A 12,115-nucleotide genomic window follows, 5' to 3' on the forward strand; every position below is an offset into this window, starting at 1 on the left:
ACGGCCCACCTGTAGGCGGATCGTCTGGGCGTCTGCGGTATCACTGAGCGCTGTCATTGCTGGTCCAACTGTTCTGGGCCCCGAGGTTTGCCATGCCCGCGGCGTACAGGGCACCCTGCGCGTCGAAGGGGAGGTGGGCCACGCCGGCCCGCTCGTATGACGGGGTCGCGGCTTCCAGCCGGCTGTAGATCTCCTCCATGTCCGGAGGCAGCTCATGGTCCTGCCAGGCGGCGTAGTCCTCGTAGCCGTGGTCGTAGTTCCACTCCGGCACGTAGTAGAGGCGCCCGGACGTCCCCGCGCTGTCCTGGGCGGCGAGGAAGAGCGAGATCGGCAGCAGGTGCTCGGGAATCGCCGGGCGCATGAAGTAGGCAATGCCCTGCTCGTTGAAGGCCCGGGCGGTGGCGTCGAACCACGACGCTCGGGTGTGCCCCGGCATGATCGCGTTAACCGCGACCCCGTCGCCGCGCACTTCCTCGGCGAGGTAGAAGGTCAGCGCCATCACGGCGGCCTTGGTGGCCTGGTAAGGCATCTCGACCGTCCACGGGCGCAGCCCGTGGTAGCCGCCGCCGGCGGCGACGGCCAGGACGCCACTGCTGACGACGTTGACGATGCTGCCCCGCTGCTGGGCCCGCATCGGCTCGATGAACCGGCGGATGGCCTTCAGCGTGCCGAACACGTTGACGCCGAACATCACCTCCCAGTCGCGGTCGGTCGTGTCAAGGGTGTTCCGGTGGCCTGTGGGCGGGAAGAGGGTTTCGGAGACCAGAGACGCGTTGTTCACTAGGACGTCGACGGTCCCGAACCTGTCGATTACAGCGTCTCGGGCGGCGTCGAGGGCGTCGTCGTCGGTGATGTCCATGTCGACGGCCATGCCGCTGCCGTCCGACTCCAGCTGCTTGCGGAAGTCGTCAGCGTCGTCCCACGTCAGGTCCGCTGCAACGACCTTGGCGCCGGCGCGCAACAGTCCCTCGCAGAGGGAACGGCCGATGCCGCGGGCTCCACCGGTGACAACGATGACTCGACCCGCCGCCTCGCCCTGCCACTCACCGAGTGCCCGCTCGACCAGCTGACGCTGCCGCGCAGTGGCCACGGTTTCTCCACCAGACTCCGACATCCAATTCTCCTCAAGTTAGGACGGCTTTCTGCATTGCAGTACACATAAAAGAGTATGACCTTCATCACAGGCTGTCTATGGGCTATTTTGGTATCGAGCTATTCACTGGTGAAACTAGGAGCCGTGCGTGGAGCTGCGTCAACTCAGGTATCTCGTTGCGGTGGCCCGCGAGGGGTCGTTCCTCCGCGCCGCCGCCACCCTCGATGTGCCGCAGCCCTCGCTGTGGCGTTCGATCAAGGCGCTGGAGGCGGAGCTGGGCATCGCCCTCTTCGAGAGGTCCGGCCGCGGAGTACAGCTCACCGGTGCCGGGAATCAATTGCTGCCCCGCGCCCATTACCTGCTGAATCGAGCGGAGTCGGTCTCCCAGTTTGCCCACGAACTCGCTCGCGGTCGAGCGGGCGTCGTCACGGTGGCCTGCGCATATCCGCACGTGTCACGGTTCCTCGCGCCCCTGATCGGCACCTTCCGGTCGGCGCATCCCGCTATCCACGTCGCCGTCCACGAGTACTCGGGCCTGCCCGCGATCGAACAGGTGCTTAACGGGGACGTCGATCTCGTGACGGGCCTCGGGCAGGCCGACCAGCGTCTTGCGGGCCACCAGCTCGGCGACGTGCGGCTGGCGGTGGTGACCTCCGACGACCACCCGTGGCGGGGCCGGAGCCACGTCTTGGTCGCTGAATTGCGTGGCCAGCCGGTGCTCACCGGGCACGCCGATAGCCTCACCCGGCGCCTGCTGGAGCCGGCGCTGCGGGCAGGGGGCTTCGGGCTCGACATCACGTCGGAGAGCGTCAACGCCACCACCATCGTTGCGCTCGCCCGGGCAGGGCTGGGCGTGGCCGTCATCGCCGACGACAACCTCAGTGCCGACGACTCGGCCAGATGGCCAGTGCTGGTCGACGAGCACACCCCGATGAGCGCCCCGCTGTGGATCTACTGGTCACGCGAAGGAGGCATCGCCCCGGCGGTACGGTCCTTCGTGCGCCACGTCCAGGGGACCGGCAACCGGCTGGACCGGGACGGCGGGCAGCCCAGTCCAGCCTGAGGCCCAGCCGACTTCGGCCTGACCACGCCGATCAGAGCAGGAGATGGTCGATCTCCTCCGCCGCAGCTACCAGCCGAGTGAGGATGTCCTGCTCGGTCGCCGAGCTCATGCGACTGAGCGGCAGCGAGGCCTTGACAGCCAACCGCGGAGAGCGGGTCGAGGCCAGTGCGACGGCGAGGGAGGCGACATCCTCCTCGCTCTCCTCCTTGCTCGACGCGAACCCCCGGGAACGGATCGTGCGCACCGCGTCGAGAAGTTCGGTCCGGGTGCCTAGCGAATGGGCTTTACCGCCTGGTGGACGCCGCCTACGAGAAACGTGCCATCGCGATCAGCTCGAACCTGCACCCGGCCGGTTTCGACGAACTCATGCCCAAGACCATCGCCACCGCGACAGTGGATCGGCTACTGCACCGCGCCCACGTCTGCCAGACCAGCGGCGACTCCGTCCGCCTCTCCGAAGCACTCGCAGGCCAGGGAGTGAAGCCCTTGTCCTGACAACCCGAAAACCCGAGATGGCCAACTTCTGGGCAGATCCCATTGAAGTGCCCCGGGTAATCGATGTCTCCATCAAACCCGGGGCACTTCAGCGGTCAGGTCGTCGGTGAGGCAGCATCGTGCGCACAGTCCTCGGCGGTGGGGTTCGTCCTGGTCTCCGCAGCGGGTGCAGGTCAGTCGGGGGTCGTCGATTCCGGCACAGTCAGTGCAGATGGGCTGGTCGTTGGCGAGGCCAGGCAGCAGTCGATCCGGGCGTTGGCAGCGGGGGCAGGTGCCGCGTCGGCGGGTGGCCTGTTGGTAGCAGCGGCGGCAGACGAAGCCCTCGGGCCAGCGCACTCCGCGATGCTGCTGCTCGTCGTTGCACCGTGTGCAGTGGTACTTCGATGTGTCAGCCATGTGTCCGCCGCCTGCCTGGGGGTCTACGCCGTCGGTCCGGGTCGGTGGATGTGTGCCCGCTTCGGTCGCAGTGGCACGTCGGTTGCGGGGGAGGCGTCGGTGGCTGTGGCGGTGCGTCTGGAGGGGGAGGTGTCGACGTGGAAGACGCAGAGGTCTTCGACGGTGCAGTCCAGGACGTGGCACAGCGCTCCGAGTAGGGCCAGGGGCAGTCGCTCAGGGGTGCGTCCCAGGAGGCGGTAGAGCTGGGAGGCGGAGAGTTCGATTCCCACGTCGTGCAATGGCGTGATCAGGTCGGACAGGGTGTGCATATCTCGGTCGGTCATGACCTGGCGTAGTCGCCACTGGTAGGCGATCCGGTGTTTCATTGCTGGTCGGTCCTTTCGGGCAGGCGTTTGGCCGCGGCGCGAAGTGCGGCGGCCACGACACGGCTGCGGTAGTCGGGGGAGACGAAGGTGTAGAGCGAGGTGGTTGAGGCGTACTTGTGTCCGACTTGTTCCTGGATGAAGCGGGTGTCGTATCCGGACTCGACCAGCAGCGTGACGTAGCTGCGGCGCAGGGAGTGAAAATCCAGTCCGGGATCGGTCAGGCCGGCGGTGTCGCAGAGGTCGGCGAAGCTATGGGACAACGCGCCGTTCGAGATGCGCTCGGATCGCTCGGTCGGGAACAATGCGGTCCCGACCGGGTGGTCAAAGGTGGTGCGGCCCTGGTCGATCCATCGTTTGAGGCAGTCGATCGCCCAGGCGGTCTCCGGGACCGTCAGGACGCCACGCCGCTTGGCCGCAGATCCCTTGCCGGGTTTGCCGTGGCGGACGTAGCAGAACCCGAACTGGCCGAACTGTGGTGCTCGAGGGTTCGGTCCGAAGTCTGTCAGATCCAGCATGCGGACTTCGTTGCGACGCAGGCCCCACGCGTAGGCGACCTTGATGATCGTCGCGGTCCGCAGGGCCACCATCGCGCCCTTCGAGCCAGCCTCGAAACGGTGGTTGACCTGATCGTCCGCGAAATCGCAAAGGTCCTGCAGTTCATCGGTGGTGTAGGCCCGTTTGAGTGGATTGTCGGGGCCCTCGTAGGTGTGGCGGGCCGAGTTGGCCTCGGTGATGATCTGTATCGGATGCGTGTCGAATCGGTCCTGGCATTGCTGGGTCCACTCGTAGGCCGGATCGAGCAGGTAGTCCATGAAATGCCGCAGTGCACCCTGGTAGCTCAGCACCGTGCCCAGGGCCAGGCCGTGGACCCCGCGCAGTTCGGTGAACCAGTCATCGACCATCGGGGCGTCCAGTGCCAGGGGCCGGCGACACCGCAGAAGTCCTGGAACCGCCGGATCGTGGCGACCTGGGCCGCGATCGTGCCAACGGACAGGTTCCGGGCCATCTGCTGGTGCGACCACCCGGTGACCATCGCCTCGAACACCGCGGCTTCCGGCCGCAGGACAGCGATGCCGTCGGCCAATTGCAGCCGCGCCGACCCCGGCGGAGGATCCTGATCTGCCATCTCGCACCACCCAAACATGGTTCGCGATATATGCGAAAGTATCGCACTTTGCGCGAATCAACACAAGAGGTCGCAGGTAGCGGCATTGCCAGTCAGTCCGCGGAGGTTGGGCCACTGCACTCAGAGGCGGCCCCGGGAAGCGGTCCGTCACGTGACGACGTGCAGGTCAGTCGGGGTGCCGGACAGGGCGGGCGAGAGAATGTCCGGGAGGTGTCGAGTTCGCAGAACTTACAACTCAGCACCCGCTACTTGTCATAACGTCTGGTTACCGGTGCTCGATGTGGGTGGCAAGGCGACACGAGTTTTCGGACACTGCTGCCCTGCGGAAACGACTGGTTCTGTGAGTGTCGCGAAATCGATCGCTAGCTAGCGGACGCGCTCGGACGGGGGTTTGACTACCTTGAGCCACCGTCGTGAGGTGGGGTCGTCACGTCCCACGCTGACTTGCGGATACGAGATGAAGGTCGCTTCGTCGATGTAGGGCGGGACCGTGGCTCTTTCTGGTGACGTCCTGCCGTGTGTCAGTTGAAGCCTCCGGACGGTGTCGTGGCCTGCTCTCTTTGCCACATGACGATGGTCAGTTCGGCGTAGAGGACGGTGTGGTCGTCCTGATCGGTCAGCCGCATCTCCATCTTCACTCGCCCGCGTGTTCCGTCGAGAGTGACCTCGGCAATCCGGACGGTTCCGGTGAGAACGTTCCCGGGTCGGACGGGCACCGGGAACCGGACCCGGTCGAATCCGAGCCCGGCGATCACTGCCCATTGGTTGAGCACTGTTTGTGTGAGCAGCCGTTGAGCGATGGCGATGGTGTGTACCCCGCTGGCGATGAGTCCGCGGAAGTGTCCCTGATCGGCCGCTTCCTCATCGATGTGAAACCACTGTGCGTCCCAGCGTGTGGCGAAATCCACCAGTTCGGCCTTGGAGACGGTGTGATCGCCCAGTTCGAGGATCTGGCCCGGGGTGAAGTCTTCGGCGTAGACGGACGGACTTGGGGGAGTGGCGTTCACAGCGACCTGGCTACGAGCAGCTTCATGATCTCGTTGGTGCCGCCGTAGATCCGCTGCACGCGGGAGGCGGTGTACATCTGGGCGATGGGGTACTCCATCATGTAGCCGTAGCCACCGAACAGCTGTAGGCACTTGTCCACCACGCGGCACTGCATGTCGGTGGCCCACAGCTTGATCATCGAGGCGCCGGCGGCGTCGAGGGTGCCGTCGATCTGGCGGCGGATGCCGTCGTCGATCAGCGCCTTGCCGGCGTAGACGTCGGCCTTGCACTCGGCTAGTACGAACTGGGTGTTCTGGAAGTCCAGGAGTTTCTTGCCGAACGCATCGCGCTCTTTGACGTACCGGATGGTCTCGATCACCGCGGCCTCGGCCACTGCCACGCCGGCGACTCCGATGATGAGTCGCTCCCGCGGCAACTGGGTCATGAGTTCGGCGAAGCCGGAGCCCTCCTCGCCAAGGATGTTCTCCACCGGTACCCGCATGTCGTCAAAGAAGAGTTCGCGGGTGTCCCATCCGTGCATGCCGATCTTCTCGAGGACGGCGCCGCGGGAGAAGCCCGCGACGTTATTGTCGACCTCGGCGACTAGTAGGGAGATGCCCTTGCCGCCGGCCGCTGGATCGGTCTTGGCCACGATGACAACCAAGTCGCAGTGGGTGCCGTTGGAGATGAAGGTCTTGGCGCCGTTGACCACGTAGTGGTCGCCGTCGCGGATCGCTGTGGTCTTGACGTTCTGCAGGTCTGAGCCGGTACCAGGCTCGGTCATGGCGACGGCCACCACTTTCTCGCCGGAGGCGAGCCCGGGTAGCCAGCGGCGCTTTTGCTCCTCGGTCCCGTAGGCGTTGATGTAGTGGCTGACGATCGTGGAGTGCACGGTGAAGCCGAACGCGCTGTCGTGCGCGTACGCCAGTTCCTGGGCCACTACAGCCTCGTGGCCGAAGTCGCCTCCCCCGCCGCCGTCCTTTTCGGCGATGTCGGTGAGCAGTAGGCCTGCCGCTCCGGCTCTGTTCCAGAGTTCGCGGTCGACGTGGCCCTGCCGGGCCCAGTCCGCCTGGCGGGGGGTGACTTCTCTGGCGAAGAAGGCGCGGGCGTGGTCCCGTAGCAACTCGTGGGACTCGGTTTGCCAGGTGGGGCGGTGGTCGGGGAACAGGGTGGTGGTCATGATCTTGTCCTTGTCGGGCCGGGTCAGCGGCCGGTGAAGTTCGGCGAACGCTTGGCCACGAAGGCGGCCTGGCCCTCGTGGCTGTCGTCTGAGGCGAGTGAATAGACGAAGTTGCGCTTTTCGTGCTCGAGCCCTGCGGCTATCGACCCGGTCTGCGCGGCCAGGGCGGCGTCTTTGGCCAGGGCCACGGCCAGCGGGGAATTAGCCGAGATCCGCTGCGCCAGGGCGATCGCCTGTTCGACGACCTCGTCGTCGTCGACCACCTTTCCCACCAGGCCGAGGGTGGCGGCCTCGGTCCCGGTGACCAGGTCGCCGCTGAGCAGCAGTGCCATGGCGCGAGGTTTGCCGAGCGCCCGGATGAGTCGTTGGGTGCCGCCGCCGCCGGGGATGACGCCGAGCTTGACCTCGGGTAATCCAAGGCGGGCACCCTGGCCGACGATGCTGGTGTCGCAGGCCAGGACGAGTTCGAGCCCGCCCCCCAGGGCCAGGCCCTCGACGGCTGCGATCACCGGTTTGGGGAAGTTCTCCAGGTCGGCCCATAGAGTCCCCCCGGAGGCCCGCCGCTGCCCGATCAACGGATCGGCCCGCAGGGCGTCGAACGCGGTGATGTCTGCTCCAGCGCAGAACACGCCGCTCGCGCCGGCCAAAACTATGGCGCGCACGGAGTCATCGGTCCGCAGCTCGGCTAGGTGCCCGTTCAAGGCTGCGAACACCGCGGCGTTCAGTGCATTCCGGGCCTCGGGTCGGTTGATGCGCAGGATCGCGACGGCTCCGCGTCGTTCGCTGCGCACCACATCATCGTGTCCGCTCCGGTTGTTCATTCCTCGGCTCCCCGGTAGAGATCGGCGTGGTCGGTGCGTAGCGTCTTTTTGTCCAACTTGCCGACGCTGGTGCGCGGCAGCGCGTCGGCGAAGATGACGATGTCGGGCAGTTGCCACTTGGCGAACTTGTCTTCCAACACGGCGTGGATGTCGTCGACGTCAAGATCGGCACCGTCTTCTTGGACGACGATCGCAACCGGGCGCTCTTGCCACTTGGGATGCTCGATCCCCACCACGGCGGCTTCGCGGACCTGTGGGTGGGCGACGATCGCGTTTTCCATGTCGATCGAGGAGATCCATTCGCCGCCGCTTTTGACCACGTCCTTGATGCGGTCGGTCAGCTTGAGGTAGCCGTCGGGGCGGATCGTGCCGGCATCGCCGCTGCGCCACCACCCATCGGCGAACGCGCCGCCTTTGTCTTCCATCTTGTGGTAGCGCTCGATGATCCACGGGCCGCGCATGAGCACCTCGCCCTGGGAGACACCGTCGTGGGGTAGTTCGGTTCCGTCCGGTCCGACGACCTTGATGTCGATCCCGTTGACCAGCAGACCCTGGGCCCGCTTGAGATCCCACTTCTCCTTCTCACTGAGCACGTCCCGCAGCGTGTGCTTCAGGCCTGCGTTGACGGTGACCAGCGGAGTGGTCTCCGTGGCGCCGTAGGCGTGGATGATGTCGGCGCCGGTGAGGTCATGGAAGCCGCGCATGAGCGTCAACGACGGTTCGGTCGCCCCGGACAGCAGACGGGCGCGGCTGAAGTCCGGGCGCGTCTTGAGTGTGCGGATGTAGTCGAGCATCGGCTCGAAGATCGCGGGGGCACCGTTGGCTACGGTGACGGACTCGGAGATCATCGCGTCAACCAGCACAGAGGTGTCCTCGGCCGTATACCGTCCGGGCAGCACGACCTTGGCGGCCGAGTAGATGGCCGACTGCGGCAGTCCCCAGCCCTGGCCGTGGAACATCGGGGTGATGACCATGACGGTGTCGTCGTCGCCCATCTTCAACTGCGCTGCCTCGGCAAGAGTGTGGAGGTAGATCCCGCGATGGGAGTAGTACACGCCCTTGGGGCGGCCGGTGGTGCCGGTGGTGTAGCACGCGCTGTACGCCGAGGTTTCGTCGATCATCGGCCAGTCGAAGGTCGATTCCGCGGCCGTCAGCGCGTCTTCCCAGTGGACGACCCCGGGCAGGGTGGTGGAGATCTCCGAGAGTGGCTTGTCCGTCATGACCACCCAGGTCTTCACCCCGACGCCCTGCTCGACCAGCGCCTCGGCCACGGGCAGCAGGGACTCGTCGACCAGCACGATCGAGGCTTCGGCGTGGTCGGTGACATAGGCCAGGTCCACCGGGGCGAGCCGCAGGTTCATCTGCAGCATCACCGATGCGATACCGGGAATCGCCCAGTACAGCTCCATATGGCGTTTGGAGTTCCAATCCAGGATTCCCACCACCGTTCCGGGGCCGGCCCCCAGCCCGGTGAGCGCGTGGGCTGACTTCCCGACCCGCTCGAACATGTCTGCGTAGGTGTAGCGGTCCCAGCCCCCGTCGATGGTGCGGAATACGATCTCCTGCTCGGGGTAGGTCCGGGCGGAGTGCCGCAGCAGGGTGGTGGTGTTGAGCTGGTAACTGTCACCGTGTGTCGACGGCAGACCGGTGACGATGGGGTGGGACGTCATGTTGGTGCTCCTGAAGTGGGGTTGGGACGGTGGCTGGGACGGAGGGGGCTCGTCAGAGGCGTTCGATGATGGTGGTGTTAGCGGTGCCGTGGGCTTCGCAGATGGTCTGTAGCCCGTATCGGCTGCCGGTGCGTTCGAGCTCGGTCAGCAGGTCCGTCATCATGCGGGCGCCGGTGGATCCGAGGGGATGGCCCACGGCCACCGAGCCGCCGTTGACGTTGAGTTTGTCGTCGGGGACGCCGAACTCTTTTTGGAACATCAGCGGTACTCCCGCGAACGCTTCGTTGACCTCGAACAGGTCGATATCGTCCACCGTGAGCCCCGACCGGACCAGGGCCTTGCGGGTGGACTCGAGGATCGCGGTGAACTGGATGATCGGATCGGCCGCGGCGACCGCGTGGACCACGAAGCGGGCGCGGGGGGTGAGCCCGTGGGCCTCGGCGAACTCACGGTCGGCGATGAGTAGTGCGGCGGCACCGTCGCTGAGCTGGGAGGAGTTGGCTGCGGTGGTCTTGCCGTCCTCGGCGAACACCGCCCGCAGGGACGCCATCTTCTCCGGGTCGAGCTCGGCCCGGATCCCCTCATCCGCGGTCACGGGCTCGCTGGAGTCATCGAGCGGGTCGCGGCGCAACGGAACCAGCTGGGTCTCGAAGCGGCCGTCGCGGGTGGCAGCCAGCGCCCGCTCATGGCTCCGGCGGCTGAACGCGTCGAGTTCCTCCCGGCTGAGGTCGAAGCGGGTGTTCATCAGCTCACTGGACGGGCCCTGCACCAGCAGTCCGCCGTCGTAGCGGGCCAGCTCCCGGGGGGAGTACTGCGGGCCGAGCGGGGCGCCGGGTTGTAGTGAGGATGGCAGCGCCACCTGTGACATCGACTCCACGCCGCATGCGATGGCGAGGTCGTAGGACCCCGCCTCCACACCGTGGGCGGCAAATGCGACAGCTTGCTGCCCCGAGCCGCACTGTCGGTCCACGGTCACGGCCGGCACCGAATCGGGCAGGCCGGAGGAGAGTACAGCATGGCGGGCGATGTTGGAGCTCTGCTGGTCGTGCGTCATCACACAGCCAGCGATCACGTCGTCGATTTTCTCCGGCGCCACATCACTGCGGCGAACCAGTTCACTGAGGGTGGCCCCCAGCAGATCGGCGGGATGCCAGGCGGCCAGCGCCCCGCCGCGCTTGCCGACCGGGGTCCGGACGGCATCGACGATCACCGCCTCGCGGGTGGCTCGGGAACTACGGGGCTGGGGGGAGTCGGTCATGACTGGGTCCTTCCTCAAGGTGGTCAGGCGGTAGTCGCCGTGAGCGCGTGAGTGGTCTGCGCTGTGGCCGGGTGGGCATCGCGAACGGCGCTGAGCGGGATGTCGTGGCGCGCGGCCAGATCCTCCCAGTGGGCCGTGGTGCGCGCGGCGAAGGCGCGGGTGTAGGCGGCGGATGTGCCGTCGCAATCGAGTACCTCTCTGGTGCGGGCCTCGAAGTGCGGCTCGAGTGCCCCCAGGGCGATATGGCCGTCGGCGGTGGCATAGATGTTGTAGGAGGGCAGAGCCCCGCCCAGTGGTGCTCCATTGCCAAACAGGCCGTGCCGGAGGGCAGCCGCGGAGTCGTACGCGGCCGCGTCGAGAGTGATGCGTTGATGTCCACCGGAGTCGTGCTGTCCCCGCGCCAGCAGCAGTGCCAGGGCGGCCGAGATGGCCCGCTCCCCACCGACGGTGTCGGCGACCGGGACCAGCGGCAGGTGCGGCGGCCGGATGGTGCCGTATCTCGCCTGATAGGTCAGGTCGTGGCCCGCGACCTCCTCGTCGGCGCCGTCGTAGCCCACGATCTCCACATGGCACAACCGCGGGTAGCGGTCGCTGAGATCGCCGAGGCCGAGTCGGCAGAACGCTGACGGGCGCATGGCGGTCACCAACACGTCCGCCGTATCGAGCAGCCTGGTCAGCTCCTCCAGGCCGCTACGACTCTTGAGGTCGGCCCGACGAACCTCCACCCCCTGTGTCAGTTCTGCGTACCAGGAGGGCGCGGCCACGGCCAAGGCGTCACCCACCGGCGGCTCCACTTTGATCACCGCTGCGCCGAGGTCACGAAGGCCTGCCACGGCCAGCGGACCGGGCAGGTTGGTAGCCAAAGAGACGACCTGTATGCCGGCCAGGGGTCGGAGCGATCGAAGACTCATTCCAGCGACTATACAAGTAGTCAGTAAACTTAGCCACTGTATAGCTTTAGCGATTGGCGCGTCCCCGTAGACTCGTTTGTCGACCGAAGGGAGACCGCGTGGACCGCCCCGCCCAGCACTCCGGCGACCAAGATCTCACCGCCAAAGCGCGAATCCGCAACGCCGCTCTCGAGCTTTACGCGGCCAACGGCGAGGACCGCACACCGATGCGGGCGGTCGCGGCCGCCGCCGGGGTGACTGTCGGGCTGGTGGTCCATCACTACGGGTCCAAAGACGGCCTCCGCGAGGCCGTGGAGCAGATCGTCGTGGAGCGTTTTGCGTCGGCCCTTGCTTCGGCGCCGACCGACGGGGCCGGCGAAGAAATCGCTCGCGTCCGGAATGAATCCGTCGCGGAAATGCTGTTCAGAAACCCGGAGGTGGTCAACTACCTCCGCCGGGCGCTACTCGAACCCGGCGGCCAGCGGGGGCAACTGCTGGAGCGGCTCACCGAACTCACCCACCGGGAGGTCGTTGCGATGCGCGAGACCGGCGCGGCCTCGCGAGGTCGCGCCGACTCCGTCCAGGTGGTCGACGTGATCATCAACCAGATGGGCCGACTGTTCCTGCAGCCGCTGGTGGATGCCGTCTGGACCCACCTCGGGACCTTCACCCACACCGAGGGGCACAGCAAGCCCGAACTCGGCGTGAGCGTGTCCGGGGGAGGAGCTGTCGATCGTTCCCACGGGTCAGCCACCTGACCCGAGTTTCACT

At 66.5% G+C, this 12,115-nt stretch carries 12 protein-coding genes and 3 pseudogenes; 3 read left to right on the top strand and 12 right to left on the bottom strand.

The window, feature by feature from the left end; genetic code table 11:
- Positions 1-40: 40 nt before the first annotated feature.
- Positions 41-1,090, bottom strand: a complete 1,050-nt coding sequence (locus PWF70_RS11000; protein WP_020674403.1) for an SDR family NAD(P)-dependent oxidoreductase — start codon at positions 1,088-1,090, stop codon at positions 41-43.
- Positions 1,091-1,241: 151 nt separating this feature from the next.
- Here PWF70_RS11000 and PWF70_RS11005 point away from each other — a divergent pair, with 151 nt between their 5' ends.
- On the top strand, positions 1,242-2,156 hold the full coding sequence (locus tag PWF70_RS11005) for a LysR family transcriptional regulator (protein WP_006897072.1): 915 nt from the start codon (positions 1,242-1,244) through the stop codon (positions 2,154-2,156).
- A 31-nt stretch (positions 2,157-2,187) separates the two neighbouring features.
- Here the strand turns inward: PWF70_RS11005 and PWF70_RS11010 are convergent.
- A pseudogene (locus tag PWF70_RS11010) lies at positions 2,188-2,412 on the bottom strand (IclR family transcriptional regulator domain-containing protein); the annotation flags it as partial.
- A gap of 17 nt (positions 2,413-2,429) precedes the next feature.
- Here PWF70_RS11010 and PWF70_RS11015 point away from each other — a divergent pair.
- A pseudogene (locus PWF70_RS11015) lies at positions 2,430-2,651 on the top strand (ATP-binding protein); the annotation flags it as partial.
- A gap of 72 nt (positions 2,652-2,723) precedes the next feature.
- On the opposite strand, the gene PWF70_RS11020 reads toward PWF70_RS11015, so the two are convergent.
- The 10 genes and pseudogenes from PWF70_RS11020 to PWF70_RS11065 form a co-directional block, all read right to left on the bottom strand.
- On the bottom strand, positions 2,724-3,047 hold the full coding sequence (locus PWF70_RS11020) for a hypothetical protein (RefSeq protein WP_006897075.1): 324 nt from the start codon (positions 3,045-3,047) through the stop codon (positions 2,724-2,726).
- A gap of 131 nt (positions 3,048-3,178) precedes the next feature.
- Positions 3,179-3,412, bottom strand: a pseudogene (locus PWF70_RS11025) (helix-turn-helix domain-containing protein); the annotation flags it as partial.
- Positions 3,409-4,314 (bottom strand): tyrosine-type recombinase/integrase, encoded by a 906-nt coding sequence (locus PWF70_RS11030; RefSeq protein ID WP_006897077.1) that lies wholly within the window; start codon positions 4,312-4,314, stop codon positions 3,409-3,411. The gene PWF70_RS11030 and the pseudogene PWF70_RS11025, both read right to left, overlap by 4 nt.
- A complete protein-coding gene (locus PWF70_RS11035) occupies positions 4,251-4,538 on the bottom strand; it encodes a hypothetical protein (protein WP_006897078.1) in 288 nt (95 codons plus the stop codon). Before PWF70_RS11035 ends, PWF70_RS11030 begins: the two co-directional genes overlap by 64 nt.
- 521 nt (positions 4,539-5,059) lie before the next feature.
- Positions 5,060-5,545 (bottom strand): MaoC/PaaZ C-terminal domain-containing protein, encoded by a 486-nt coding sequence (locus PWF70_RS11040; protein WP_055476448.1) that lies wholly within the window; start codon positions 5,543-5,545, stop codon positions 5,060-5,062.
- Entirely contained in the window at positions 5,542-6,705 is a 1,164-nt protein-coding gene (locus tag PWF70_RS11045; RefSeq protein ID WP_008382198.1) for an acyl-CoA dehydrogenase family protein, read from the bottom strand. Before PWF70_RS11045 ends, PWF70_RS11040 begins: the two co-directional genes overlap by 4 nt.
- 23 nt (positions 6,706-6,728) lie before the next feature.
- The gene (locus PWF70_RS11050) at positions 6,729-7,526 is read right to left on the bottom strand and encodes an enoyl-CoA hydratase/isomerase family protein (protein ID WP_008382197.1); all 798 of its coding nucleotides are present in this window, start codon (positions 7,524-7,526) and stop codon (positions 6,729-6,731) included.
- Positions 7,523-9,196 (bottom strand): long-chain-fatty-acid--CoA ligase, encoded by a 1,674-nt coding sequence (locus PWF70_RS11055; protein WP_006897082.1) that lies wholly within the window; start codon positions 9,194-9,196, stop codon positions 7,523-7,525. Before PWF70_RS11055 ends, PWF70_RS11050 begins: the two co-directional genes overlap by 4 nt.
- A 52-nt stretch (positions 9,197-9,248) precedes the next feature.
- A complete protein-coding gene (locus tag PWF70_RS11060; RefSeq protein ID WP_055476449.1) occupies positions 9,249-10,454 on the bottom strand; it encodes a thiolase family protein in 1,206 nt (401 codons plus the stop codon).
- A 23-nt stretch (positions 10,455-10,477) separates the two neighbouring features.
- Positions 10,478-11,365, bottom strand: coding sequence for a CoA transferase (locus tag PWF70_RS11065; RefSeq protein ID WP_055476450.1), 888 nt, complete (start codon positions 11,363-11,365; stop codon positions 10,478-10,480).
- Positions 11,366-11,463: 98 nt separating this feature from the next.
- Here PWF70_RS11065 and PWF70_RS11070 point away from each other — a divergent pair, with 98 nt between their 5' ends.
- The gene (locus PWF70_RS11070) at positions 11,464-12,102 is read left to right on the top strand and encodes a TetR/AcrR family transcriptional regulator (RefSeq protein ID WP_055476451.1); all 639 of its coding nucleotides are present in this window, start codon (positions 11,464-11,466) and stop codon (positions 12,100-12,102) included.
- The last annotated feature ends 13 nt before the right edge of the window (positions 12,103-12,115 follow it).

It is taken from the genome of Gordonia sp. Swx-4 (assembly GCF_030316175.1).
GTDB classification, from domain to species: Bacteria; Actinomycetota; Actinomycetes; order Mycobacteriales; family Mycobacteriaceae; genus Gordonia; species Gordonia alkanivorans.

Coding starts and splice junctions, on each gene's coding strand:
- PWF70_RS11020 (WP_006897075.1), bottom strand. CDS start 3,047: ATGGCTGACACATCGAAGTACCACTGCACACGGTGCAACGACGAGCAG.
- PWF70_RS11030 (WP_006897077.1), bottom strand. CDS start 4,314: ATGGTCGATGACTGGTTCACCGAACTGCGCGGGGTCCACGGCCTGGCC.
- PWF70_RS11035 (WP_006897078.1), bottom strand. CDS start 4,538: ATGGCAGATCAGGATCCTCCGCCGGGGTCGGCGCGGCTGCAATTGGCC.
- PWF70_RS11045 (WP_008382198.1), bottom strand. CDS start 6,705: ATGACCACCACCCTGTTCCCCGACCACCGCCCCACCTGGCAAACCGAG.
- PWF70_RS11050 (WP_008382197.1), bottom strand. CDS start 7,526: ATGAACAACCGGAGCGGACACGATGATGTGGTGCGCAGCGAACGACGC.
- PWF70_RS11055 (WP_006897082.1), bottom strand. CDS start 9,196: ATGACGTCCCACCCCATCGTCACCGGTCTGCCGTCGACACACGGTGAC.
- PWF70_RS11060 (WP_055476449.1), bottom strand. CDS start 10,454: ATGACCGACTCCCCCCAGCCCCGTAGTTCCCGAGCCACCCGCGAGGCG.
- PWF70_RS11065 (WP_055476450.1), bottom strand. CDS start 11,365: ATGAGTCTTCGATCGCTCCGACCCCTGGCCGGCATACAGGTCGTCTCT.